The organism is Pseudomonas sp. Pse35 (assembly GCF_024519715.1).
Lineage (GTDB): Bacteria > Pseudomonadota > Gammaproteobacteria > Pseudomonadales > Pseudomonadaceae > Aquipseudomonas > Aquipseudomonas paracarnis.
This window is the reverse complement of record NZ_JALJRP010000010.1, coordinates 44,758-70,102: the sequence shown is the minus strand read 5'-3', so window position 1 is coordinate 70,102 and position 25,345 is coordinate 44,758. Positions and strand designations below refer to the sequence as shown.

Sequence of the window (25,345 nt, the reverse complement as noted above, 5' to 3'; positions counted from 1 at the left end):
CCGGGTGCCCTCTTATTCATGTTGCTGATGCTGGATGCCGCGCTTGCCTGTGCGGCGCCGGTTGAGCTGACGGAGCAGGAGCGGCTGTGGATAGCGCAGCATCCGGTCCTTCGAGTGGGGGTGATGGAAAACCTGGTCCCCTTCGAGTACATGAGTAATGGCGTGCTGCAAGGGCGGCCGGTGCAGTACCTGCAATATGTGCGCGATGCCACGGGGCTTGAATTCACCTATGTGCCGGTCAAGACCCGGGCTGCACGTGAGCGCATGCTGTTGGATGGCCAGGTAGACCTGCTGTCTTCGCACTTTCGCTTTCGTGACGAGCCGCCTATCGAGGATCTTACCGCGCTGGTCTACGACACTACCGTGCCGATCATCGTGACCCGTGTCGACGACGCCGATATTTTTGACCTTGACCAGCTACAAGATAAAACGGTCGTGATCCCCGATGTGGAGTATTACGAGCAGTTGCTCAGAAAAAGGGCACCCCGAGCCACTCTGATCAAAAGCCCCCAGGCCTTGGCCATGCTGAACACCCTCCGGGACGGTGGTGCCGATGCAGTCGTGGCCTCCGAAGCCTTCTTGATGCCCTATTTGTATCGACAGTTTCAGGGCGTGCTGGAAATTTCTGGCGTGGTGGGCAGCAGCATGTTGGATGTGAACATGGCGGTGCGCACCGATAACGCCATGCTGGCCTCGATCATTGGCAAAGCCCTAGGCTCGATCAGCCCCTCACAACAGAATGCGATGTACGAGCATTGGTACCGGGACCTGGAGGTAGATGCGCCGACCCTGTGGGACATCGCCAGCCATTACTTGCATCTTTTGATCCTGGGCATGTTGGCGTTGATTGGCTTGTGTGTGCTGGTCTATCGCGGTTACCGCCAGCAGCGGCAGGCCGAGCGGAACGAGCAGGAAAAAACCATGTTCCTGGCGGTGATGGGTCACGAAATACGCTCGCCAATGAACGCCGTGCTGGCGGCCATGGAGCTGCTGTGGCACACCCGACTCAATGACCAGCAGCGCCACTTCGCGCACTTGGCCAACAGCGGCGCCAATATGCTGGTGCGCTTGCTCGATGATGTGCTGCACCGGCCGGATTCAGGGGCCAAGGCGTTACGTCTGACACTTGAGGCGACGGATGTCATCGCGCTGGTGCATGGCGTAGTGGGCTTGCATCGCCTGCGTGCGGGGGAAAAACACTTGAGTCTGAATGTGAGCGTGCAGACACCCCTGCCGTCGTTGTGGCTTGACCGTTCGCGGCTGACGCAGGTGTTTCATAACCTGTTGTCCAACGCCATCAAGTTCACCGATACCGGCGCTGTTGACATCACCCTGCGCCTGGAAGACTTGCTGGACGGTAAGCATCAGTTGCAGGTTGAAGTCCGCGACACCGGCATCGGTATGGGCGAAGCGGTGCAGGCCTCTTTGTTCCGGCCTTATGCCCAGGCGAGTCAGTCCTACAAGCGTGCGAGAGGCAGCGGCCTGGGGCTGATGATATGTCGGCAATTGGTCGATTTGATGCAAGGCTCGCTGACCCTGCGCAGCGAGCCGGGAGTGGGGACGTGTATCAACCTGTACTTGCCCGCAACCCTTGCCCCTGAGGCCGCTGAACCGACGCGAGCCCCAGCCCCAATGCCTTTGCATGTCACCGATGGTTTGCAGCTGCTGGTGGTGGAAGACACCCTGGCCAACCAGGAAGTGCTGCGGGCGCAAATCAGCGGGTTTGGTTGTGTGCCAGTGATTGCCGCCGATGCGGCCCAGGCCCGCGTGCGGTTCGCTGAGCGCGCTTACGCGTTGGTATTGATGGACTGCGACCTGCCGGATCAGGACGGCTACAGCCTGGTCTGCGAACTGCGGGCGCTCGAACAGCAATGGGGGCGAGCGCGCTGCCCGATCATTGCCATTTCCGCCTTGACCGGCGAGCAGCACCTTCAACGCTGCCTGGCGGCGGGCATGGATGGGGCGTTGAGCAAGCCCATACGTCTGGGGCAGTTGAGTGACGTGATCGAGCAGTGGTGCGGCGTCACGTTGGCGGCACCGCGTGCCAGCTTGATGGCCCCGACACTTGATCAGGCCGCTATCAACCGTGAGATGGCGGCCGACCTGGGGAGCCTGCTCAGGGCGATGGCGCTCTGTGATCGCCCTTCGGCCATCCATGTTGCCCATCGGTTACACGGCGCGGCACTGATCATCGAATGGCCGGCCCTGGCCCAGGCGGCCGCGCACATGGAGAACCTGTTGCGGGCAGAGGAGGGCTGGGGCAACCCGGTTTACGTGCACACGCTTCAGGCGTTGGTTCAGCACTGGCGTGCCGTGAGCGAGGAGACCCCGCTGGACATGCTGGCCATGGTCGCGCCGCCGCCGATGACGCAACAATGAAGGTTGTACGGTTGCGCCTGCTGCTGGGGTGGTTGCTGCTGGCAAGCGCGGGCCTGGCCGATGCGCAGGCCGACCCGCCGTCGATGACCTTGACCCAGCAAGAGCGTGACTGGATCGCCGCCAACCCCGTGCTGCGTGTCGGTGTGTTCGACAACCTGCTGCCCTTCGAGTACATCAGCGACGGCCAGTTGCGTGGGCTATCGGCCAAGTACCTGGGTTTGATTGCGGCGCGTACGGGCCTGCATTTTCAGTCGGTGGTCACCGGCAATCGTAGCGCCCGCAAGGACATGCTGATCAGCGGCGAGGTGGATATCTTGCCAACCCGGCGCCGCGACGACGATCCGGTCAAGGACCTGGGCATGCGCTATACGACGCCCTACAACACCAGTTCCACCATCCTCGTCAGCCGCTTTGGCCAACAGCCATTCGTGGACCTGGAACAACTTGCCGGCAAACGCCTGGTGATGTTGGGGCGCGAGGGGTATCAGGCGTTTTTGCAGCAGAAAGTCCCCGGCATAACGGTGATCTCCGGCCAGAACGCTGTCGACATCATGGCGATGGTCAAGGACGGTCGGGCGGATGCCGCCATCGCCTCTGAATGGTTACTGATCCCCTATCTTTCCCGGCAGTATCAGGGGGTGTTGCAAGTATCCGGGGTGGTGCCGCAATTGCACACAGGCGTGAGCATGGCGGTGCGTGACAGCGACGCGATCCTGTTGTCGATCCTGGAAAAAGTGCTGGGGTCCATCAGCAACGATGAGCGCAAAGCGATCTATGACGCCTGGTTCGATGACATGAACCTGGACATTCCGACGATCAAGGACATCGCCGAGCATTTCCAGGGTGAGTTGTGGCTGTTGCTGTCGGTGGTGCTGCTGTTGATCGCGTTCGCCTGGCAAAGCCGTCGTCAGCGCCGCCAGGCCGTGCAGAGCGAGCGGGAAAAGGCGATGTTTTTGGCGGTGGTCAGCCATGAAGTGCGTTCGCCGATGAACGCGGTGCTGGCGGCTATCGAGTTGTTGGAGCACACACCGCTGGACGAACAGCAGCGCCACTTCACTCAATTGGCCAACAGCGGCGCCAATACCTTGCTGCGGCTGGTGGATGACGTGCTGGACATTTCCAGGATGGAGGCCGGGGAACTGACCCTGACCCTGGAGCCTGTGGACCTCTGGGCCTTAGTCCAGCAGGTGGTGGAGGAGTATCGCGCCGGCGCCGAAGAAAAAGGCCTGTTGCTGACATTGAGTGGTGAACGCCCCAGCGGCCCCTTGATGCTGGAGGGCATGCGCTTGAGTCAGGTGCTGCGCAACCTGATCTCCAATGCGGTCAAGTTCACTGAGGTAGGCGGGGTGGAGGTGCAGCTCAAGGTGGTTGAATGGCCAGAGGTTCCTGTGCCGCACGTGCTGATCCGCATCATCGACAGCGGCATTGGCTTGTCACAGCAGGCGCAGGCCAGCCTGTTTCGGCCCTATGCACGGGCCAAGCACTCTTACAAACGTACCGGTGGTAGCGGGCTTGGCCTGGTGATTTGCCGTCGCCTCGTGAGGCTGATGTCGGGTGAGCTGACCCTCAACAGCACCCAAGGCGTGGGTACTGAGGTTGAAGTCAAACTGTCTGTCGAGTGGGCCAAGACCCTGGATATACCCCAGGCTGAAGCGGCGCAGGCCCAAGTGGAGGGTAACGGTGTACACGTGTTGGTGGTGCAGGCGCCTGTGACCGGCCAACAGACACTGCCTGCACACCTGCAAGCGCTGGGTTGTAGGGTGTTGCTGGCGGTTGATGGCGCCCAAGGGTTGACGCTATTCAATGTGCGACGGGTCGATATGGTATTGATCGATTGCGACTTGCCAAACAGTGAAATCGAGCCGCTGGCGGGCGCCTTTCGTGAGTTGGAGCAGGTGTTGCAGCGTGCCCATTGTCCGCTTGTAGCTGTCGCGGGCTTCAGCGATAACGAGCACCTTGAGCGTTGTTTTGATGCGGGGCTCGACGGGGGGCTGGTCAAGCCGGTTACACCGGCCAAGTTGCAGCAGATGATCGAGCTTTGGTGTGACATGCCGCAAGGTCCGCTGCCGGCAATGCCCAAGGAAGAGCCAGAGGAGGAGTCGCATATCCTGCGCACGGCCTTCAACGACTTGATCGAGGCACTGGCCTTGCGCGAGCGAAGCCAAGCGTTGCAGGCAGTTCAGCGTCTGCACGAGGCGGCGCTGGGGCTGGAGCGGGACGACCTGGTGGGCACTGTCGAAAGCCTGGGACGGCTATTGCGCGATGAGCGTGACTGGCCAGCGCAGCAGATTGCCGAGCGTCTCAGCGTGCTGCTTGGTCAAAGGCCTGCGCCAGCATAGCCTCGTTGCTGTACCCGCTCGTTCTCACAGGTGGGGCTTGCCTTAATGCCGTTCAGTTAAGCGTATATCGCCCTCTGTAGGAGCGAGCTTGCTCGCGAAAAACGTCAACGATAATGTGTGCTTCCTGAATGAGCGCGGCGCCTGTGAGTTTTTCGCGAGCAAGCTCGCTCCTACAAAATGCCTTAACTGAACGGCATTAGAGCTTGCCTGCGATAGCCATGGGTATCTATACAACTCTGTAGCGCTCAATGGTAACCACGATGCGAAGCGAGCCGCTCAGGCGGCCCCCAAATCACTGGCGGATTACGGGCACACCGCGCCTGGGCGAGGTGCCGAGTGGTGGGGCAAGAGCGTTTTGCTTGCTTTTGCGCTGTTCAAAAGGGAGCCGCCGTCAGGGCGGAACCCTAGGTGGCCGTTACCGCAGGAACGGATATGTACCCAATCCAACTGTGTTGACTGTCAGGTCGCCTTCGCGAGCAAGCCCGCTCCCACAGTTGGATCGCGGGGCGCCAGGTAAATAAGCGTCGGCTGTCAGGCCGCCACGGGTCCAGCCTAACCTCGAAGTTGTGTAGATGCTTAGGCTGCGATAACGGTGGGTCAATCAACATCTGATGATCAGAATAACGATGACCCATTATATAAGCTGGATTTAAATATACCGTTCAGGCGCGCTTTTAGGACCACTCCTATAGACGCTTTGTCTGTTGGCTTATTAAAGCCAGCCCACTATGGTGGGGGGCTTTGTTTGTTGCTTTTAATCGCCTGTTTATAAGGTAATTTGCCCGGGTTATTTGTTTTTCAGAGCACTCCTATTTTGAAAATTAAGTGCGCTGCTTACACTTCACTTCGCAACAACGCAGAAGTATTTCCCGTCCAGGGAACTTCAAAACTTAATCAAGTCTATCGTGCTCTCGGAGTTACTCATGAATTACAAAGCTCGCGCCCTCGCTGTACTGGTCGCTGCCACCGTCTCTTCTGCTGCCATGGCTTCGGACGGCAAAATTGATTTCAACGGTGAGCTGAAAGCCGAGACCTGCCAAGTGGCCGTCAATGGTGCAGCAGCTTCCGGCGCGACCACCGTCACCTTGCCAACCATCTCCACCGCTTCCTTGGCTTCCGCCGGGCAAGTAGCTGGCCAGACCGGTTTCAACATCGAACTGAGCAAGTGCTCTGCTGCGATCAAAACCGCGGCGGCGTTCTTTGAGTCGGGCGGTGGTGTTGATCCGGCCAGCGGTAATGTGAAGAACATCAGCGGTTCAGCCACCAAGGTTCAACTGCAGTTGGTGGATGCCACCAATGGCAACGCGATCAAGGCCGGCAACACGTCTCAGGTTACCTCCACCAGCCGCGTAACTGTTGACCCAACTGCCCTGACCGCTGTGCTGCCGTACGCCGTTCAGTACTACGCCCAGTCGGCCACCACGCCGGGCACCGTTGTGGGCTCCGTGACTTACTCCATCAATTATCAGTAAGTCGCAGGCTTTGGACACACGCCCTGCTCGGTATTGAAGGGCGTGCATCCAGACGGTAAAGGGATTGCTCTATGTCGTGCACACGTGCATTCAAACCACTGCTGCTGATCGGCCTGGCCACACTGATGTGTTCCCATGCATTCGCTGCAGTGGTGATTACCGGTACGCGCCTGGTCTATCCGGCGGACCAGAAAGAAATCACCGTAAAACTGAACAATAACGGCACGTTGCCCGCACTGGTCCAATCATGGATCGACACCGGCAGCGTCGAATCGACACCCACCAGCTCCAAGGCGCCGTTCCTATTGTCGCCCCCGGTGGCGCGCATTGACCCGACCAAGGGCCAAAGCTTGCGAGTGCTCTTTACCGGCGCGCCTTTGGCGCAGGACAAAGAGTCGGTGTTCTGGCTCAACGTTCTCGAAATCCCGCCCAAACCCGAGGCGGGTGCAGACCTTAATACGCTGCAAATGGCTTTCCGTTCGCGCATCAAGCTGTTCTATCGCCCGGTCGGCTTGCCTGGAAATCCCAATGAGGCGGTTGAGCAGGTGCAGTGGCAATTGGTTACGGCACGCGATGGCCAAGGCCTGGCGCTGAAGGCGTACAACCCGTCGGCGTTCCACGTCTCGCTGATCGAGTTGGACCTGGTGGCGGGTAACCAACGCTATCGCAGTGAGGACGGCATGGTCGGCCCTGGAGAAACCCGGCAGTTCGCGCTGCCCACGCTCAAGGCCAGGCCGTCGAGCCAGGCCCAGGTGGAATTCAGCGCCATCAACGATTACGGCGCGTTGGTCCCGACCCACAACACGCTGCAGCCCTGATCCATTCCTGACGTTTTTAACCGCGAGTCATCTATGTCGACCTTTTCTTGCTCCAGGCTTTTTCTGCGGGCGCGGCCTCGCTTCGCCTTGAATCCGCTCACTGCCCTGATCCTCAAGGCATTGGCCATTGCTCCAGGCGTGTGGGGCATGCAAGGCGCACTGGCGCAAGAAGTGCAGTTTAATGACGCCTTCCTGCCCGAAGACTCGCGCAATCTTGACCTGAGTGCCTACCAGGCCGGCAACCCGGTGATGCCAGGCCAATACCGAGCCGACATCATCCTCAACGGGCAACTGAACAACCGGCAGGATATTCGCATTGACGCCCAGGCCGACGGCAGCAAGCCGGTGGTGTGTATGAACCGTGGCTTGCTTGAGCGCCAGGGTGTGCAAATGGCCAGCCTTACGCCCGAGGCCAGCACGATGCTCGACAGTCAGGCGTGCCCGGCAGTGGGGCAGGTAATCCCTGGCGCTACCGCGAACTTCTCCCCAGAGAACCAGGCGCTGGACTTGAGCATTCCCCAGGTGGCGCTCAAGCGTAATGCGCGGGGTTACGTCAGCCCGCAGTTGTGGGACCGTGGCGTGACGGCCGCCATGCTCAGCTACAACTTCAACGCCAATCGTAACCGCACCCGCAGTGGCAACTCCGATTCGGCGTTCATGGGCCTCAACGCGGGCCTGAACCTGGGGGACTGGCGCCTGCGCCACAACGCGTCCATGAGCTGGCAGTCACGTTTGGGCAGCCGGTACCAGGCTCTGGACACATACGCCCAGCGTGATATCACCGCGTTGAAAAGCCAACTGACGGTGGGTGAGTCCAACACCACCGGCGAGATCTTCGACACCTTGTCCTACCGCGGTGTGCAACTGTCCACTGACGACCGCATGCTGCCCGATTCGATGCGCGGGTATGCGCCGGTCATCCGGGGTATTGCCCGCACCAATGCGCGGGTAACCATTCGCCAGGCCGGCAATATCTTGCTGGAAACCACCGTGGCGCCCGGCGCGTTCGTGATCGATGACCTGTACTCCACCGGCTATGGTGGCGACCTCAGCGTGAGCGTGGCCGAAGCCGACGGCACTGAGCAGAACTTTATCGTGCCCTACGCCTCGGTCAGCCAGTTGCTGCGCCCCGGCACCTCGCGGTTCAGCCTCACTGCGGGTGAAACCCGCAACAACTTCGTCGACGATCAGGCGCGCCTGCTGCAAGGGACTGTGCAGTACGGCTTGAACAATACCTTCACCGGTTTTGCCGGTCTGCAATCGAGCGATGACTACACGGCGGTGCTCACCGGCCTGGCGTTCGGCACACCCATCGGTGCGATGGCCGTGGACATCACGCACGCCCAGACCGACCTGGCCGGCGGCGCTGCCAAGGGCCAGAGCATGCGGGTGTCGTACAGCAAGAATGTGCTCAGTACCGGCAGTAACTTCTCGCTGGCAGCCTATCGGTTTTCCACTCAGGACTACCTGGATTTCAGCAACGCCATCCAACTGCTGGATGCCGAGAAAAATGGCTGGGATTCGAGCATGTTCGGTCGCCCGCGCAGCCGTTTTTCGGTGACCGCCGACCAGAACCTTGGGGCTTGGGGGCAAGTCTCCATCAGCGGTTACGCGCAAAACTACTGGAATCAGCCGGGCAGTGATGTGCAGTACCAGTTCAGCTACAGCAAGCAGTTCAACCGCGTCAGCTTCAGTGTGAATGCCAACCGCAGCCGCATGGGGCTGGGCGACATGGAGAACAGCTTTTTGCTGACCATGAGCATGCCCCTGGATTTCGGCGCGTCGGGTAACACTCCGCAAATAACCGCGCAGGTGGGCCGCGATACCCAAGGCAATTACAGTGAGCAGGCCGGTATCAGCGGCACCGCCGGCCAAGACCGTCAATATGGCTATAGCGCCAATTTCGGCCATGACGGCGCCAACCACAGCAAGAGCGCCGCGCTTAACGGTCAGTACACGGGTGGGCGAGCCATGCTCAGTGCGGCACTGGGGCGTGGCGATGGCTATACCAGCGCCTCGATGGGCGCCAGCGGCACCGTGGTGGCCCATGCAGAGGGCGTGACCATGACGCCGTACCGCGGCGAAACCATGGCGGTGGTCAGTGCGCCGGGTGCCGCGGGCGCCAAGGTTTCGGGGTACCCCGGCCTGACGCTCGACAGTCGCGGCAATGCCGTGGTGCCGTACCTGCGGCCTTATGAGCTGAACGAGGTGGCCATCGACCCGATTGGCAGTTCGCTGGATGTCGAACTCAACGAGACCAGCCAACAAGTCGCCCCACGCGCTGGCGCCGTGGTGCATCTTAAATACACCACTAATCAGGGCCGTGCGGTGCTGCTCAATGTGCGCCTGGACGATGGCAGCAGCTTGCCATTTGGCGCAGGCGTGACCGACGGCGAAGGCGCCTCGGTGGGGATGGTCGGGCAGGGCGGTCTGCTCTATGCCCGGATCAAGCCAGAAACCCGCCAGTTGTTGATCAACTGGGGCAGCAAGACCCATCAACAGTGTGCCCTGATGATTCCTCCCGGCCCCGGCGAGGGCCAGCAATTGCAGCAGGTGGACGCTATTTGCGCCGCCGGCAAACAGGTCGCGGGCAGCACGCCGCCCAACAACATGCAAAAGGTACCGTTATGAACATGGGCGCTTTGATCAAACCCAGCCTAGCGCTGGCGGCACTTTGGGCGATGGCCGATACGGCCATGGCAGTGACCTGTACATATAACAACGGTATCCAGGCCGCAGTGGGCAACATGCCATTGCAGGTCTCGGCGATTACCGTCGGACGTGATGTGCCGGTGGGCGCCGAAGTCTATCGACAGCGCTTCAGCATGGCCTTGGGCCAGGCACCCGAGCTGGACTGCCGGTTTGCTCCGTTTCAACAGTGGACCGAGTTGACGGTCGAGGCGACTTCTGGCTTAGCCAATTGGTCCAGCGGCCCCTATGCCAACAAGGTCTACAGAACCCGAATTCCAGGGCTGGGGGTGGTTATCAATAGTCTCGGCGGCGTGCTGCCCAGGCAAACCAACAAATCCTGGACTGCCTGCACATCGGGCTCTCGCTGCCTGATTCCGTTTGATGGACCTTCGAACTTCGAATTGATACTGATCAAACTAGGGGAAGTAACGCCAGGTGTATTGGCTGGCAGCTCATTGCCGGTCGTGAGCCTGTTTGGCAACTTCGGCGATGCCAGGATGCAGGGTTTCAGGATGGGCATCTCCGGCAGTATCCAGATTGTCTCGCGCACCTGCAGTACGCCGGATGTTTCAGTGCCGATGGGGACGCACTTGACCAATAAGTTCACCGGGCTTAACAGCGCCACAGGGTGGACAGATTTTTCCATCAACTTGAATGATTGCCCGGCGTTCCATGGCACCTATTCCACCACCGGACCTGGCTGGCTTTCGCAAAGTGGTAATTCACCCACCGGCGTTGGCTCCGGCGGAACCCTAGCGGGTAACACCCTGCAATTTCGCATCGACTCCTCGCGCCCGGCGATCAATGCCAGTACGGGCGTGCTGAGCATTGATCCCACAGGCACAGGTAATTCGCCTGCCGCAAGCGGAGTCGGCATCCAAGTAGCGACACTAGACAGTACCCCGGTACCCCTGGGGATGAATCGGGCCAGCGGTATTAACCCACTGTCCTTCGAGTCCAGCTACAACATCCGCTTGCGTGCCCGTTATCTGCAAACCGCCAACCGAGTCACGCCAGGCCCGGCCAATGCGTCGGCGACGTTTACGATTATTTATCAGTGATGAATATGTCACTTATGTTCTGTGCGTTTGGTTTGAAGGGGCAGCCAGGCTGCCCCTCCCACCGTTACTCAAGAACCCGACTTCCGACCGCCGCCATGGCTGTGCTGCCCACCTTTACGGCCGGCTTCCGAGGCTTTTTCACGGTCGTTGGCGAAGTTCCCGCCCGACGCTTGGCCGCCTTTTTTACCGGCTTCGGAGGCTTTTTCGCGATCATTGGCAAAGTTGCCCGGGTTTTTATTACCTGTAGTCATGATAGTTCTCCAGTCGCTAAGTTTGCGTTTCGTTAGTTGGCCGTTTCGCAACGGACACTTATTCCGATATTGGCTTTTTGAAAAATGTTTTACCGATTTTTCTAACCGGCGACGAACGGTAATTTCGCTGAAAAAGTTATACAGAAACTTGGTTGATGCGCCGCTTCGTATAACTTTTATTGCCGGCCAGCGCTTTGATATTAATCAGATCGAAACTGCTGGTTTAGTTAACGGTCCTGCCATTCGTCTTTTTCGTCGCACTCCAAAAAAGGGTGTGGTTCCAACGAGGTTCCTAACCTGTGAACGGGAGCTTTTCAGCCATGAAACACAACCCATCCAACCCACAGTACCGGCCGCTCGAGCATCCAGACGCACCCAATGAAGACGGTTGCGTCATCGGCACTGCCGGGCGCGACGAAGACCCCAACGCGACCACCGATTGGGACCATCCCGACAGCGCCGCAACGCCCGCTGACGCCAGCATCAAGCCCGCCAACGGTACGCCCGGCATCGACGCCGTGCCCGAGTCGGAAAACCACGGCGCCGATTGAGAGAACTGCGCTACAAGTGCCGTTTCGCTTGGCCTGCAGCGCATTACCGCTGGTCGTGAGGCGTCGGTTTATTTTGAAATTTTCCACGCGCAGGCCACTTCCCATGCAAGGTAGGCGCGCATTCCAGCAGGGCGCCTTTTTCCGTAAGCCTGAGGAGATTTGTTCATGTTTCTACATAACAAGCGACTTCAATACACCGTCCGCGTCGCCGAGCCCAATCCGGGCCTGGCCAACCTTTTGCTCGAGCAGTTTGGCGGCGCCCAAGGTGAGTTGGCCGCCGCGTCCCGTTACTTCACCCAAGCCTTGGCGGAAGACGATCCGGGGCGCAAAGATTTGCTGATGGACATCGCCACCGAAGAACTCAGCCATCTGGAGATCGTCGGCTCCATCATCGTCATGCTCAACAAGGGCGCCAAGGGGCGAATGGCCGAAGGCGTGGAAGAGGAGGGCGAGTTGTATCGTGCCCTCAATGGCGCCGGCAATGACTCGCATATCACCAGCCTGCTGTACGGGGCGGGTTCGCCTTTGACCAACTCTGCCGGCGTGCCGTGGACCGCCGCCTACATCGACACTATTGGTGAACCCACCGCAGACATGCGCTCGAATATCGCCGCCGAAGCCCGGGCCAAAATTGTCTATGAGCGGTTGATGAACGTCACCGATGACCCGGGTGTAAAAGATGCGCTGGGTTTTTTGATGACGCGGGAAATCGCTCACCAGATATCCTTCGAAAAAGCGCTGCATGCGATCCAGCCGAATTTTCCCCAGGGCAAGTTGCCGGGCAAACCGGAGTTCACCCAGGTGTACTTCAACATGTCCCAAGGCGCGGAGAACCTGCGCGGGCCCTGGAACCAGGGTGACGGTTGGGAGTTTGTGGAAAACCCACAACCGGCGGTCGATGGCGGTGACGGCACCGCCAGCGTGCAGTTGGACGCCGACGATGAAGCGGTGCTGAGCGCGATGAAAATCCGCACGCTCTCGGACCCCACCAGCGACCCCACCACCGGCGCTGACCTGGGGGCGGGCCTCAAGCCCAAGCCCGACCTTTGATTGAGAATAGCCGCACGCTGAAGGGCGTGCGGTGCTTTCGACTTTCTTGACGAGGACAACGACATGGCAACCCCACAGGAAAACCTGCTCGACTGGCTACGTGATGCCCATGCGATGGAGCAACAGGCCGAGAAAATGCTCAAGGCACAGTCCGAGCGCCTGGAGAATTACCCCCAACTCAAGGCGCGAATCGACGAGCACATTGAGGAAACCCTTGGGCAGCAGTAACTGATTGACGAATGCCTGACGCGTTTGGGAGGCAGTGCCTCGACCCTTAAAGACGTGGGCGGCAAGCTGATGGCTTTCGGTCAGGCGGTCGGTGGCTCGCTGATGAGTGACGAGGTGATCAAGGGCGCGATGGCCGGCTACGTGTTTGAAAATATGGAAGTGGCCAGCTACACGGTGCTCATCGCGGCCGCGAAGGCAGCGGGTGACGCCGAGACACAAGCGGCGTGCGAAAAGATTCTACCCCAGGAAGTCGCCATGGCTCAGTGGTTGCTCGAGCACTTGCCAGAGCTTACGCAAGCGTTTTTGCAACGCTCTGAGGCGCCTGACACACAAGCCAAGCGTTAATGACACGTGCGGTGCCCTTCGGGGGCGCCGCGTCCGCTCGGCACAAGATGGCACTGCGCAGCGTTTTCACGGTCCATGGAACACGTACCACGTATCTGGAGGTGAACCTTGGCGACAAAGAAGAAGCCTGTGGTCGACGGTATGGAATTGGCAATGCTGTCTGCCAGCCGCAAAGACCTGTTCTTTGCGGCCATGCAAGCCAGCCACAGTGCAATGATCGTGACCGACCCCGCGGGGCCTGATAACCCGATCATCTTTGCCAACCGGGCGTTCCTGACCCTGACAGGCTTTGAACTGGACGAAGTGATCGGACGTAATTGCAGGTTCTTGCAGGGGCCTCAAACCGACAAAAACGCGCTGCACCAGGTGCAGCGCGCGGTTGAGCAGCACCATGAGGCCTGTGTCGAGGTGCTCAACTACCGCAAGGATGGCTCGACCTTCTGGAACGAGCTGTTCATTTCGCCGTTGTTCAACGAACGTGGGCAACTGGTGTATTTTTTCGCATCGCAGCTGGACGTGAGCCGGCGTCACGATGCCGAACAGCGCGTGCGTCGCGCACAAGACCTGGAAGCGCTGGGGCAACTGACCGGTGGCATTGCCCATGACTTCAATAACCTGCTGCAAGTGATGATGGGTTATCTCGACTTGATCCAGCAGAGCGCCAAGCGCCCCGGTAGCGATCCGCAGCGCATCGTCAACAGTGCCAGCCGTGCCAGGGCCGCGGCGGAAAAAGCTCAGACCCTGACCCAGCAGTTGCTGGCGTTTTCGCGCAAGCAACGGCTCGACAGTCGGGTGATCAACTTGAACAGCTTGCTCAGCCGCCCCGAATTCATGGCACGTGCGCTGCAGGGCGTCGAGTTGCATGTAGAACTTGCCGAAGATCTGTGGAACTGCCGCATCGACCCTGTCCAGGCGGAGCTGGCAGTGCAGCACCTGTTATCCAATGCCCAGGATGCTTTGCGCGGGCGTGCGGACCCAGCGGTAACCGTCCAGACCTGCAACGTCCAGGTAACGGGCGATGTCGGTGCCGAGCGTGATGGGTTGACCGAGGGCTGTTACGTGAGCATTTCGGTCTCGGATAACGGCAACGGCATCGACGCAGGTATTCAGGACAAAGTCATGCAGCCGTTCTTCACCACCAAGGAAGAAGGCCAGGGCTCGGGCCTGGGGTTGTCGATGGTGTATGGCTTCGTCAAGCAATCGGGCGGCACGGCGCGGATTCATTCAGACCCGGGCATCGGTACGACGATTCGCTTGTACTTTCCTGCAGATGACAGCCAGCTGTGGGTCGAGCAGCCCCCCACAGCCATCTCACCGCAAGGTAACGAACGCATCCTGATCGTGGAGGACCGGCCCGAGGTGGCCGAGTTGGCGCAGGTCATTCTGTCTGACTACGGTTACCACACGGACATCGCCCTCAATGCCGCCGAGGCGTTGGGCATGCTCAAGCAGGCGACGTATGACCTGGTGTTCAGTGACTTGATCATGCCCGGCGCGATGAATGGCGCGGCGTTGGCGCGGGAGGTGTCGCGCTTGTATCCGCACATCAGGATCTTGCTGACTACCGGCTATGCGAAAGACGCATTGGCCCGCGCGGAGATAGAGGTGCATGAGTTCGAGTTGATTCCCAAGCCGTATCAGCCTGCTGATTTGCCGCGCAAAATCCGGGCGGTGCTCGATGCCTGATCGAGCAGGCCACTGTGCCCCAAATGTGGGAGCGGGCTTGCCCCAATGCCAGTCAGTTAAGCGCAATCCCCTGTGGGAGCTGGCTTGCCTGCGATAGCGGCGGGTCAGTCAACATCAATGTTGGGTGGGCCGACGTCTTCGCGGGCAAGCCAGCTCCCACAGTTGATCTTCGTTGCTTTGAGCATTGCATCCCTCGAGGGCGCCGCCCACAAAGCTACCTCAGCACCGCCAGCGCCAGGTCAAGCGCCAGCACCAACACAATCGAAAACCCGAATATCCTGCGTGCCCAGCCGGTCGGGTCAGCGAGGCGTGTACCGCTGGCCGCGAGGGTTAGCCAATAACTCCCCAGCCCGAGCATCACCACAAAATACAACGCCGCCATCTGCGCCACCGCGCCTAGCATCAGGGCGCTGGCGAGGAAGGCCAGCATGTACGCCTGGATCTGCCGATGGGCTTGGGCCAGGCTCAACAGCGGCAGGCCTGCGGCGCGGAAATCCTCGCGGCGCATCACGGTGATGGCGTGTGAATGCGGCATCTGCCAACAACAGAACACCGCGATCAGTAGCATGGCCGTGAGGTCAAACCGCCCGGTGACCGCGCAATAGCCGATCACCGGCGGCATCGCCCCAGAGAGGCTGCCAATCAAGGTGGCCCAGTGGGAGCGTCGCTTGAGCCAGTAGGTGTAGACCCCCGCATAGATCACCAGCCCGACCATTGCCAGCCCACACGCCAGCGCATTGCTGCCGCCCCACAGCAAGCCAAAACCGCAGGCGCCCAGGACGATCCCATAGCCTGCGGCAGTGGACACCCTGATGATGCGCAGTGCCAATGGCCGATGACAGGTGCGCACCATGCGCCGGTCGATGTCGCGGTCAATGCAGTTGTTGATGACACAACCGCACCCGATCACCAGGGCGGTGCCGAGCAGGGTGGCAAGCCCGTGCGTCACCGAGGCCACATGCCCGCTGGCGGCGAGCAGGTAACCGCCCAGCACCGAGGCCAGGTTACCGACAATAATGCCCGGCTTGGTGAGCTCGATGGCGGTATTGAACAGCCCCCGCCAGTGTTTCAGTGCGCCAGCATGTTGTGATGAATACTGTCCATGATCCATAACGAAAGCCCCACCAACAGAAGAATGATGACCGCCGAGAAAATCAGCGCAATCAGGTTCCAGCGTTGTTCTTCGGCCGTGTCCAGGTGCAGGAAGAACTTGAGGTGGACCACGATTTGTATCGCGCCCAACGCCACTACCAACCAGGCGGTGACGGTGCGCGGCAGTGACGGGAACATCACCAGGGCGAACGGAATCAGGGTGAGCAGTACTGACACCAGGAACCCGACCAGATAGGAGCGACTGCTGCCATGGCTGGTACCGGCACTGCTGTGAAGCGAGCTTTGCTTGTACATGTCACACCACCCCCAACAGATAGACCACGGTAAAGACGCAGATCCACACCACGTCCAAAAAGTGCCAGAACAGGCTCAGGCAACTGAGCCGGGTGGCGTTGGTGCTGGTCAGGCCGCGTTGCTTGACCTGGACCATCAGCACCGCCATCCAGATCAGCCCGGTCAACACGTGCGCGCCGTGGGTGCCCACGAGGGTGAAGAAGGCCGTCAGGAAGCCGCTGCGGTCCGGCCCGTAGCCTTCTTCGATCAGGTGGTGGAATTCGTTGATCTCCATGGCGATAAAGCCCGCGCCCAACACGAACGTGAGCCCCAGCCAGCGCAGCACATCGCGTTGCTTGCCGTGGTTCATGGCGAGCATGGCGTAGCCGTAGGTGATACTGCTCAACAGCAGCAGCATGGTTTCGGCCAGCACATAGGGCAGTTCGAAAATATCCATGCTCGACGGCCCGCCCGCCACGCTGTCGCGCAATACGGCGTAGCCGGCGAACAAGGTCGCGAACAGGATGCAGTCGGTCATCAGGTAGATCCAGAACCCGAACAGGCTCAGGGAACCGGCGTCTTCATGCCCTTGTTCGTGGGTATGGGCAATGTCTTTTTCCATAACGATATTGGACATGGGTCAAGCCTCCGCCAGGTCTTTGAGACGGGCCGTTTCGATGCGCGCGACTTCCTGGGCGGGCACGAAGTAATCGATGTCTTCGTCGTAGCTGCGCACCACGAACGCGACCACCGAGGCCACCAGGCCGAACGCCGCCAACCACCAGATGTGCCACACCAACGCAAAGCTGCAGACCAGCGCAAACAGGCTGATGACCAAGCCCGACGCGGTATTGCGCGGCATATGGATGCTGCGATAGTCGGTGTGGCTCAGGGTGCTGACGCCGCGCTCCTTCATGCCCCAGTACGCGTCCAGGTCATTGACCTTGGGCTGCTCGGCGAAGTTGTACAGCGGCGGGGGAGACGCGGTGGCCCATTCCAGGGTGCGCCCGTCCCACGGATCGCCGGTGCGGTCGCGGTATTGATGACGGTTGCGGATGCTGACAAACAATTGCAAGGCTTGCGCCGCCACGCCGCAGAGGATGATTGCCACCCCCACCAGCTCCAGCAGCAGCCAGGGCCGCCACTCGGGGTTGTCGAAATGATTGAGACGGCGCGTCATGCCCATGAAACCCAGCACGTAGGAGGGCATGAACGCGAAATAAAAGCCCACCAGCCAGCACCAGAAGGCGATGCGGCCCAGCTTGTCGTTCAAGCGGAAACCGAACGCCTTGGGGAACCAATACGTCAGGCCGGCCATATAGCCGAACACCGCACCACCGATGATCACGTTGTGAAAGTGCGCGATCAGGAACAGGCTGTTGTGCAGCAGGAAATCGGCCCCGGGCACCGCCAGCAGCACCCCGGTCATGCCGCCGATGCTGAAGGTCACGATAAAGCCCAGGGTCCACAGCATGGGCGTTTCGAAGCGCACGCGGCCGCGGTACATGGTGAACAACCAGGTGAAGATTTTTACGCCGGTCGGCACCGCGATGATCATCGTCATGATGCCGAAGAACGCGTTGACGTTGCCCCCCGCGCCCATGGTGAAAAAGTGATGCAGCCACACGATGAACGACAACACGGTGATCGCGATGGTCGCCCATACCAGCGACACGTAGCCGAACAGCCGCTTGCTGCTGAAGGTGGCGGCAATCTCGGAAAACACCCCGAACGCGGGCAGGATCAGGATGTACACCTCCGGATGCCCCCAGGCCCAGATGAGGTTCACGTACATCATCGGGTTGCCGCCGGCCTCGTTGGTGAAAAAATGCATGCCCAGATAGCGGTCCAGGGTCAGCATCAGCAGGGTGGCGGTGAGGATCGGGAATGCCGCCAGAATCAGCACCGAGGTGCACAGCGCATTCCAGGTGAACACCGGCATCTTGAACAGCGTCATGCCTTCGGTGCGCATCTTCAGGATGGTGACGAAGAAATTCACCCCCGTGAGCAGCGTGCCGATACCGGATATCTGCAATGACCAGATGTAGTAATCCACGCCGACGCCGGGGCTGTAGCCCAGCTCGGATAACGGCGGATACGCGACCCAGCCGGTGCGCGCGAACTCACCAACCCCCAGCGAAATATTCACCAGCGCCGCACCCACCACGAACAGCCAGAAACTCAGGGCGTTGAGAAACGGATAAGCCACATCGCGAGCGCCGATCTGCAACGGCACGACGATGTTCATCAAACCGACGACGAAGGGCATGGCCATGAAGAAGATCATGATCACGCCGTGGGCGGTGAAGATCTGGTCGTAATGTTCCGGCGGCAGGTAACCCGGCCCGCCGCTGGCGGCCATGGCTTGCTGGGTGCGCATCATGATCGCATCAGAAAACCCGCGCAGCAGCATCACCAGCGCGACGATGATGTACATGCAACCGATCTTCTTGTGGTCCACCGAGGTGAACCACTCGCGCCACAAATAACCCCACTTGCGTTTCCAGGTGATCGAGCCCACCAGCGCCACCCCGATCAGGCCCACGACGGCCAGGGTGTACATCACAATGGGTTCAGTGGTTGGGATCGCGTCCCACGACAGTTTTCCGAACATGGTTACCGCTCCTCAGCCAGCAGACTTGGGTGTTGATCGGTGCGTTGTGCAGCGTCGCTCAATGGCGAGCGCCGGGGTTTATTGGCCTTGTTCATGCCCTCGTATTTATCGACGATGTCCAGGAACAAGCGCTCCTGTACCGCCGAGTAATAGGTCACCGGGTGCTTGAGGGTGGGCTTGGCCAATTGCGCGTAAGAGCTATGGTCCAGAGAAGTGGCCGCGCCCTTGACCTTTGTCACCCAGGTTTGAAAGTCGGCAGTGCTCAGGGACAGCGTGGTGAAATGCATGTCGGAAAAACCGGGGCCGTTGTAGTTGGCGGCAATCCCTCTGAACTCACCGGTTTCGTTGGCGATCAGGTGCAACTTGGTCTGCATGCCGGCCATGGCGTAGATCTGCCCGCCGAGTGCGGGAATAAAGAACGAGGTCATGGCCGCGTCGGAGGTGACGGTGAAACTCACCGGCGTGTGCACCGGCAGGGCCAGTTCGTTGACGCTGGCGATGCCCAGGTCAGGGTAGATAAACAGCCACTTCCAGTCGGTGGCCACCACCTGCACATTGATCGGCGGGGTGTCTGATTCCAGCGGGCGATAGGGGTCGAGTGCGTGGGTGGTCTCCCAGGTCACCCACCCCAGGACGATGATGATCAGCAGGGGAACGCCCCATACCACCGCTTCGATTTTGTGTGAACTGGCCCAGCGGGGGGAGTAACGCGCTTTTTTATTGGTGGCGCGGTAGCGGTAGGCGAAGACAAACATCATCACAATCACCGGAACGACCACCAGCAGCATCAGGCCCGTAGCGAGAATAATCAGGTCGCGCTCATCGGTTGCTACTTGCCCCTTGGGGTTGAATACCACCAGGTTGCAACTGGTGAGTAAGAAGAGGCTGGTGATAGTGACCAGGCAATAACCCATCGCTCGTTTCATGCCTTGCTCCTGTATTGGAAACTTGCGTTTTGCTGTGCCGAATCTGTGCTCGCGCGTTAACTAAGCGAAGCGCTTGTTAACACCAGGAGCCATCAGGTGATAAACATTCGGCAATAAGCTGCCGTCAGTAGATAAAGTGCGTCTACTGTCCGGTTCTATTGGCTTTTTCTGCCGCTCTGCAGGGCGCATTTCGCCGCGCTCCCGAACATTTTGAATAGAGCCCGATGGGTTGGTTTAACAATTTGTTTCCTCGCCTGACGAACGGTTTAACAGGCGAAACGGTAAAGGGTTTTTATCGGTGCATGATGGAGGTGGCCTTGCAGAAAGTCTGAATTCTGTTTAGGGATTTCAGTCGTTAGTTGATGGCCAACCCCACTAACGGTTTTGGAGAAGCGCTATGTTTATACGTGGCAACACCTATAAAGCCTGGGTCTCAAAAGCACTGGAAGAAAAATGCTTCACCCGGGAAGTCGAAAACGGCTGCCATATCGAAGTCAGGGCCCGAGAGCGGGACGATGCTGATATTGAAGTGCTGCTCTGTGTTTATACCGCGACGGGACAATGTGTGGTTGAACGCATCAAGCAGTTGCCGGGTGCCGAATGGACGGTGAATGACGCGCTCAAACGCGGTATTGATCAGGCGGAACGGATTGCCGGAGGTGAGTCCGGCCGACTGCCCTGTGCTGACGCTCACGTGCACGACGACGATTGAGTGGCTCCGCGATCTTGAATGTGGGAGCTGGCTTGCCTGCGATGACGGCCTGACAGCCGACGAGGATTTTGGTCCGACAGGCAAGCTTGGACCTCGGTGCGTCAGTTAGACAAGCGTCGGCTGCCAGGCCGTCACGGGAGCAAGCTCCCTCGCCACAGGATGAAGCGTCGCGGCAGAATAAAAAAGCCCGCACGGAATGCGGGCAAGACAGGAGTTTTTACCAAGAGCCTGGAGTGAACAGACTCAGTATTAAGAAACAGAAGAAGCATGAACCGTTTTATTTTTTTTAATGCGAGGCCGACGAACGGTAGTGCGACAGAAAGTGCGTGATCGTCGTCATTAAAAGATTAAAATTTCTGAACCTTCGTTCTGAGCAAATAACAAAAAATCAGAAGGAGAGGTTATGAAAAATTCTTTATATGTCATCGAGTACGAATACCACCACGAGCCTAAGTCTTTCATTATAAGAGCGGAGGTGATGAATAACGCAGAGGCGTGGCATTGGGCCTGTTGCGATGCTGGAATTGGCATTATTCCCAGGTCGCGTAATGAAAAGATCAAACGCATCAGTAAACCGCTGGCCGAGCGCTACGGTCTTGAGAATGTAAGATGGCGCCCGTCTGGGAGTATCCCGTTTATTGCAAAGCCCTATGTGCCGCCGCCACCCGAATGAATGTGTTTTTAATGGGCGGGGTTCATGCGGGTGGCGGTAGGGGCGAGGCGAGTGTTTACTGTTTTTTGCGTCGCTCCTGCAACATGCACAACTTTTGCACGCTGCGTTGAAGTGCCTCTTTCATCAGGTCGGCTGCATAGTGTTGCTGGCACGCTGGGCAGAGCATGTCAGAGGCCGACGACACTAGAAAGTCGGGGTCATCCAGCGTCGATTCGTAGGGTTGTTTACATTGCAGGCAACTTCGGTTCGCTTGTAGATGGGGCACATCGATTCCTCCCTGAATGAACGGCCACTCTCGATTAAGAAGTGGGCGTTTTCAACTGCTAAAGAGGAAGAATTCAAACAAGCGATTAGTTGATGTTTTAATGCCAGTATCGAGAGGCGGCGGGGAGGGGATGGCGCTTGGACGGCTGTCGATGTTTTAGAACCCTGGCAGGTTTATCGACAGGCGCGTCCTCACTCTCTGCTCTGTGGGTTCAGCAGTTGGGTTTTCTGCTGCGGGTTTTTTGCCCGGCGGCGGTCGCCTGGCGCTTTGATCGGTCCGGGTTGGGCGGGGTGACGCTACTTGCTATCGAGCCTGCCAGGCCGTCATTCGGCGGGGTTGTCAGCTCCTCCCTGGCTTGTAACCAGTGCACGAAATCCTGACCGCCAGGCTTCCCTTGCTGTTCCCAAATGCGGTACGCGGTGAGTCGGATCGTTTCTTCGTCCATTGTGAGGCTCCCCTATTGAATAAAAGGTGCTAGGAGTGAATGAAGCTGCTCACGAAGTCCGCCTTGACTACGGGAGGTTCGATCCCATGGATCAAGCCGGCGGTCAGCGCTTGTTGCGGGTCGAGAATGCGTGGCGCGGCGATCAGGTACTTTTCGGTCTCCAGTTTTTCGACAGCATCGGCGGTGCGCTCGGCCACGATGCGTGCGTACAACTGCAAGTCGTAATCGAGGCTCATCGCATATTCGGACATGCGCGAGTGGTCAACCGCGCCTTGCACATGCCAGTGGAAGGGGTGGAACAGGAATTTACTGTGCTTGCAGGCGGTTCTGCGCTCACCGGCCAGGAAGATGATATTGCCCATGGATTCCACGGTGCCGAGGTTATGGGTATGCACCGGAATCGGCAGGGACAATAAAAAGTTGTACATCGTAAAGCCGTAGCTGCATTCACCACCCATGGTGGCGATATTCAGTACCAGGCCCTGGGCATCTTGTTGTACGGCCAACGAGGCTTTTTCAATCAGTTGGCTGCACGTAGAAGCGGTGACCGGTGCGGTGAAGTTGATAATGTGTAAAGGCATGGTGTCCCTCATCAATGAAAGCAGGGGAGCACGGCTCCCCTGCATCAAGCACATCAGCTTTTGCGTCCGCCGCCGTGGCTGTGTTCGCCACCTTTACGCCCGGCTTCGGAAGCTTTTTCACGGTCGTTGGCAAAATTGCCGCCACTGTTCTGGCCGCCTTTGCTGCCCGCCTCGGCGGCGCGTTCGGGGTCATTCTTGAAATTGCCCCCGCTGTTCTGGCCGCCTTTGCTGCCGGCTTCAGCGGCGCGCTCGGGATCATTCTTGAAGTTCCCGCCACTGTTTTGGCCACCTTTGCTGCCGATCTCCTGGTAGAACTCTTTGTCATGGGACGCAGAAGTGGCTTCGCCGCCTTTTTTACCGGCTTCGCTGACGCTCATCTGGCCTTGCTTGTCTTGAGTAGTCATGTTCAGTTACCTCGTCGTTATGTCGGTAATGTAACGTTCACTTCGATTGTGCTGGAAACGTGCACTTAGGCGCGTGAGTCAAGCTGCACGGTTATAAGTGCCTTTCACACAAGGGTGGCGTTTTAGATGCACTTATCGTGGCTTCGGCTTGTTCAGAAAGTTGCTGATGTTCGTAACACGCAGACGTATTAGAACGCAGGCCAGTCCTTGCTTTAGTTTGCACTTCTACAATCGGCCTGCGAGCTGGCTCGCCGCGCTGATTATCAATGGACGCACGCATGATGAATGCCCTTTGTTAACGAACGGAACAGCGGTACTGCCCGTGTGGTCAGGACTTACGTCCACCACCATGACTGTTCTGGCCGCCTTTACGCCCGGCTTCCGAGGCTTTCTCGCGGTCGTTGGCGAAGTTGCCGCCAGAGGCCTGTCCACCTTTCTTTCCCGCCTGTGATGCTTTTTCGCGATCATTGGCAAAGTTTCCAGGGTTTTTATTGCTCGTCGTCATAACAATACTCCCAGTTTTGAAATGTCGTTTCGCTAGTTGCCCGTTTATGCAACGGACATCTTTTCTGATAGGGGCAAGTGCGCAGATGTTTTGAAATTTTTTAAAAAGGGCGATGAACGGTAGAGTGGTAGATGAAACTTGTACAACTAGGCTCAAGAAGTGCCGCTTCGTATAAGTTTTGTCGCGTCGATTGATATTGAATTAATGGCGACCTTAACGATTGGTTTAGCATTCAATACCCTGTTTGATAGTGGTCATTAAAGGCGCTGGCTACTCTGGCCGGCGCTCAGCCGCACACTCTGTTGCTGCAGCCCGCACAGACTGCTTGTATGCTGGCACTCTGGAACCGGTTGCCCCTGTGAGTACCGACGTTCGAATGATGGCTGGAACGGAAACCGGACTTCCTTAAGGTGCTGACGTGAAGCGTGATACCCGTCTTGTGATGCTGTTGCTGTTGGTGATCGGCTGTTCCCTGACTTCGCTGACGATTTGGAAAGTCCTGTCTTCCCGCGACCGTGCGCTGGCGGAAGTGGATGTGCATGGCTTGAACCTGACCCAGGCCCTTAACACCTATACCGAAGGCATCGTGCGGCAAAGCTCGTTGCTGTTGCTGGGGCTGGTTGAGCGCCTGGAAACCGAAGGCAGTGGGCCGGTGCAAATCCAGCGAATCAGCACGCTGATCAACCTACAGCAGCCGCTGATGCCGCAGCTCAGCGGCATCACCATTTATGATCATCAGGGCCGGTGGCTGCTGTCTTCCAATCGTGCGATTCCGGAGGGCGCCAATAGCAGTGATCGGGCCTATTTCATCCACCATCGCGACGATCCGAGCGCTGAACCTTTTATTGGCCCGCCGATTCAAAGCCGCGCCAACCATGAATGGGTGGTGACCATCAGCCGCCGTTTCAACGACGCGGCCGGCAACTTCGCTGGCGTGGTCGCCGTGACCCTGGGGGTGGAAAACTTTCTGCGGGTATTCGGCAAACTCGATGTGGGCCAGGAGGGCGCCATCGGCCTGTCCTACGCCGACGGCACGTTACTGGTGCGTTACCCCTTCCGCGAGCAGGACATGGGCCGCAACTTCTCCACCTCGCCTATTTATTCCAAGTACCTCGTCGACCAGCCTGTGGGCACTGCGGCCTATACCTCCAGCCTCGACGGGGTTGAGCGGCTCTATGCCTTTCGCAAAAGCGAAACCCTGCCGCTGATCACCACGGTCGCGTTGGGCAAGCACGAAGCCCTCGCGGCGTGGCGCATCGAGGCGGCACTGTCAGCGGTCGTGGTGGCGGGGCTGTTGGGGCTGACGGGGCTGATCGGCTGGTTTCTGATCCTGGATATCCGCAGGCGTACGGCGGCGGAAGAGGCGTTGCGTGTCGCCCAGCAACAGTTGCTCGACTCCAATCGGCAATTGGCGCTATTAGCGAAAAAGGATGCGCTGACCGGCCTCGCCAACCGCCGCTGTTTTGACGAAACGCTGGCCGTTGAAGCGCGCCGGGCGCAGCGCGAGGGTACGTCACTGGCATTGCTGATGATCGATATCGACCATTTCAAACGCTTCAACGATGCCTTTGGTCACGTCGCGGGAGATGCTTGCTTGCAGGCGGTCAGCACGTTATTGGAAACGTGCGTGCGGCGGCCCTCGGACCTGGTGGCGCGCTATGGCGGAGAAGAAATGGCGGTCATCATGCCCGCGACTGACAGTGCAGGCGCTGCGGTGGTCGCGCAACGCATTCTTTCGCGCCTACAGCAGGAGAACATCACACACCCAGGCAGCCCCTTCGGGCGCGTGAGTGTGAGTATCGGCGTTGCGACGGGCCTGGGCTCACGGCTGGAGCCGGTGTTGGGTTTGGTCGAGGCGGCCGATGCAGCGCTTTACGGTGCGAAGGCGGCGGGGCGCAATGGGTTCAACGTGCACCCTGCGGACGTGACTTCGGGCGGCTGAAACGGCTTTTACCTGGGTATG

Annotated in this window: 22 protein-coding genes and 1 pseudogene; 13 read left to right on the top strand and 10 right to left on the bottom strand. The window is 59.0% G+C overall.

Annotated elements, in window-relative coordinates:
* Positions 1-18: 18 nt before the first annotated feature.
* The 6 genes from OC445_RS11405 to OC445_RS11380 all read left to right on the top strand — a co-directional run bounded on the left by OC445_RS11405 (position 19) and on the right by OC445_RS11380 (position 10,760).
* Complete coding sequence (locus OC445_RS11405; protein WP_198791167.1) at positions 19-2,379, top strand: ATP-binding protein; 2,361 nt, start codon at positions 19-21, stop codon at positions 2,377-2,379.
* The gene (locus tag OC445_RS11400; RefSeq protein WP_198791168.1) at positions 2,376-4,718 is read left to right on the top strand and encodes an ATP-binding protein; all 2,343 of its coding nucleotides are present in this window, start codon (positions 2,376-2,378) and stop codon (positions 4,716-4,718) included. Before OC445_RS11405 ends, OC445_RS11400 begins: the two co-directional genes overlap by 4 nt.
* Before the next feature lie 923 nt (positions 4,719-5,641).
* Positions 5,642-6,190, top strand: coding sequence for a fimbrial protein (locus OC445_RS11395; RefSeq protein WP_003190448.1), 549 nt, complete (start codon positions 5,642-5,644; stop codon positions 6,188-6,190).
* A 71-nt stretch (positions 6,191-6,261) separates the two neighbouring features.
* Positions 6,262-7,008 (top strand): molecular chaperone, encoded by a 747-nt coding sequence (locus tag OC445_RS11390; protein WP_054895706.1) that lies wholly within the window; start codon positions 6,262-6,264, stop codon positions 7,006-7,008.
* A gap of 33 nt (positions 7,009-7,041) precedes the next feature.
* Positions 7,042-9,639: a fimbria/pilus outer membrane usher protein gene (locus OC445_RS11385; protein WP_044273270.1), complete on the top strand. Its 2,598-nt coding sequence runs from the start codon at positions 7,042-7,044 to the stop codon at positions 9,637-9,639.
* Between the two features lie 2 nt (positions 9,640-9,641).
* The gene (locus OC445_RS11380) at positions 9,642-10,760 is read left to right on the top strand and encodes a fimbrial protein (RefSeq protein ID WP_229999502.1); all 1,119 of its coding nucleotides are present in this window, start codon (positions 9,642-9,644) and stop codon (positions 10,758-10,760) included.
* A gap of 68 nt (positions 10,761-10,828) precedes the next feature.
* On the opposite strand, the gene OC445_RS11375 is transcribed toward OC445_RS11380, so the two are convergent.
* A complete protein-coding gene (locus OC445_RS11375; RefSeq protein WP_003190457.1) occupies positions 10,829-11,011 on the bottom strand; it encodes a general stress protein in 183 nt (60 codons plus the stop codon).
* 320 nt (positions 11,012-11,331) lie between these two features.
* On the opposite strand from OC445_RS11375, the gene OC445_RS11370 reads away from it, so the two are divergent.
* The 4 genes and pseudogenes from OC445_RS11370 (at position 11,332) to OC445_RS11355 (ending at position 14,871) form a co-directional block, all read left to right on the top strand.
* Positions 11,332-11,562: a hypothetical protein gene (locus OC445_RS11370; RefSeq protein WP_054895704.1), complete on the top strand. Its 231-nt coding sequence runs from the start codon at positions 11,332-11,334 to the stop codon at positions 11,560-11,562.
* 165 nt (positions 11,563-11,727) lie between these two features.
* Positions 11,728-12,612 (top strand): manganese catalase family protein, encoded by an 885-nt coding sequence (locus OC445_RS11365; RefSeq protein WP_014718025.1) that lies wholly within the window; start codon positions 11,728-11,730, stop codon positions 12,610-12,612.
* A gap of 63 nt (positions 12,613-12,675) precedes the next feature.
* Positions 12,676-13,185, top strand: a pseudogene (locus OC445_RS11360) (ferritin-like domain-containing protein).
* A 108-nt stretch (positions 13,186-13,293) separates the two neighbouring features.
* Positions 13,294-14,871, top strand: coding sequence for a histidine kinase famiy protein (locus OC445_RS11355; RefSeq protein WP_198791169.1), 1,578 nt, complete (start codon positions 13,294-13,296; stop codon positions 14,869-14,871).
* Between the two features lie 214 nt (positions 14,872-15,085).
* Here OC445_RS11355 and cyoE read toward each other — a convergent pair whose 3' ends face one another.
* From cyoE to cyoA, 5 genes are read right to left on the bottom strand one after another with little or no spacing between them, the layout of a single operon-like run.
* Complete coding sequence (cyoE, locus tag OC445_RS11350; protein WP_197900733.1) at positions 15,086-15,982, bottom strand: heme o synthase; 897 nt, start codon at positions 15,980-15,982, stop codon at positions 15,086-15,088.
* Complete coding sequence (gene cyoD, locus OC445_RS11345) at positions 15,940-16,278, bottom strand: cytochrome o ubiquinol oxidase subunit IV (RefSeq protein ID WP_034127103.1); 339 nt, start codon at positions 16,276-16,278, stop codon at positions 15,940-15,942. Before cyoD ends, cyoE begins: the two co-directional genes overlap by 43 nt.
* Before the next feature lies 1 nt (position 16,279).
* Positions 16,280-16,894 (bottom strand): cytochrome o ubiquinol oxidase subunit III, encoded by a 615-nt coding sequence (locus OC445_RS11340; RefSeq protein ID WP_034127104.1) that lies wholly within the window; start codon positions 16,892-16,894, stop codon positions 16,280-16,282.
* Positions 16,895-16,897: 3 nt separating this feature from the next.
* Positions 16,898-18,871 (bottom strand): cytochrome o ubiquinol oxidase subunit I, encoded by a 1,974-nt coding sequence (cyoB, locus tag OC445_RS11335; RefSeq protein WP_089042642.1) that lies wholly within the window; start codon positions 18,869-18,871, stop codon positions 16,898-16,900.
* A 2-nt stretch (positions 18,872-18,873) separates the two neighbouring features.
* Positions 18,874-19,797 carry a ubiquinol oxidase subunit II gene (gene cyoA, locus OC445_RS11330; RefSeq protein ID WP_054921139.1) on the bottom strand — a complete coding sequence of 308 codons (924 nt, stop codon included), beginning with the start codon at positions 19,795-19,797 and terminating at the stop codon, positions 18,874-18,876.
* Positions 19,798-20,194: 397 nt separating this feature from the next.
* Between cyoA and OC445_RS11325 the strand changes: the two genes are divergently transcribed.
* Together OC445_RS11325 and OC445_RS11320 are read left to right on the top strand one after the other, a co-directional pair.
* Entirely contained in the window at positions 20,195-20,509 is a 315-nt protein-coding gene (locus OC445_RS11325; protein WP_034127106.1) for a hypothetical protein, read from the top strand.
* 403 nt (positions 20,510-20,912) lie between these two features.
* Positions 20,913-21,182, top strand: a complete 270-nt coding sequence (locus tag OC445_RS11320) for a DUF6555 family protein (protein WP_003190473.1) — start codon at positions 20,913-20,915, stop codon at positions 21,180-21,182.
* Between the two features lie 476 nt (positions 21,183-21,658).
* Here the strand turns inward: OC445_RS11320 and OC445_RS11315 are convergent, their stop codons facing one another.
* The 4 genes from OC445_RS11315 to OC445_RS11300 all read right to left on the bottom strand — a co-directional run bounded on the left by OC445_RS11315 (position 21,659) and on the right by OC445_RS11300 (position 23,382).
* On the bottom strand, positions 21,659-21,892 hold the full coding sequence (locus OC445_RS11315; protein ID WP_089042644.1) for a DUF2934 domain-containing protein: 234 nt from the start codon (positions 21,890-21,892) through the stop codon (positions 21,659-21,661).
* Between the two features lie 29 nt (positions 21,893-21,921).
* Positions 21,922-22,473 (bottom strand): ATP-dependent Clp protease proteolytic subunit, encoded by a 552-nt coding sequence (locus tag OC445_RS11310; RefSeq protein ID WP_089042645.1) that lies wholly within the window; start codon positions 22,471-22,473, stop codon positions 21,922-21,924.
* A gap of 53 nt (positions 22,474-22,526) precedes the next feature.
* The gene (locus OC445_RS11305; protein WP_014718036.1) at positions 22,527-22,877 is read right to left on the bottom strand and encodes a general stress protein; all 351 of its coding nucleotides are present in this window, start codon (positions 22,875-22,877) and stop codon (positions 22,527-22,529) included.
* A gap of 328 nt (positions 22,878-23,205) precedes the next feature.
* Entirely contained in the window at positions 23,206-23,382 is a 177-nt protein-coding gene (locus OC445_RS11300; RefSeq protein ID WP_003190478.1) for a general stress protein, read from the bottom strand.
* 418 nt (positions 23,383-23,800) lie between these two features.
* Between OC445_RS11300 and OC445_RS11295 the strand changes: the two genes are divergently transcribed.
* Entirely contained in the window at positions 23,801-25,324 is a 1,524-nt protein-coding gene (locus OC445_RS11295) for a sensor domain-containing diguanylate cyclase (RefSeq protein ID WP_054921133.1), read from the top strand.
* Positions 25,325-25,345: the final 21 nt, after the last annotated feature.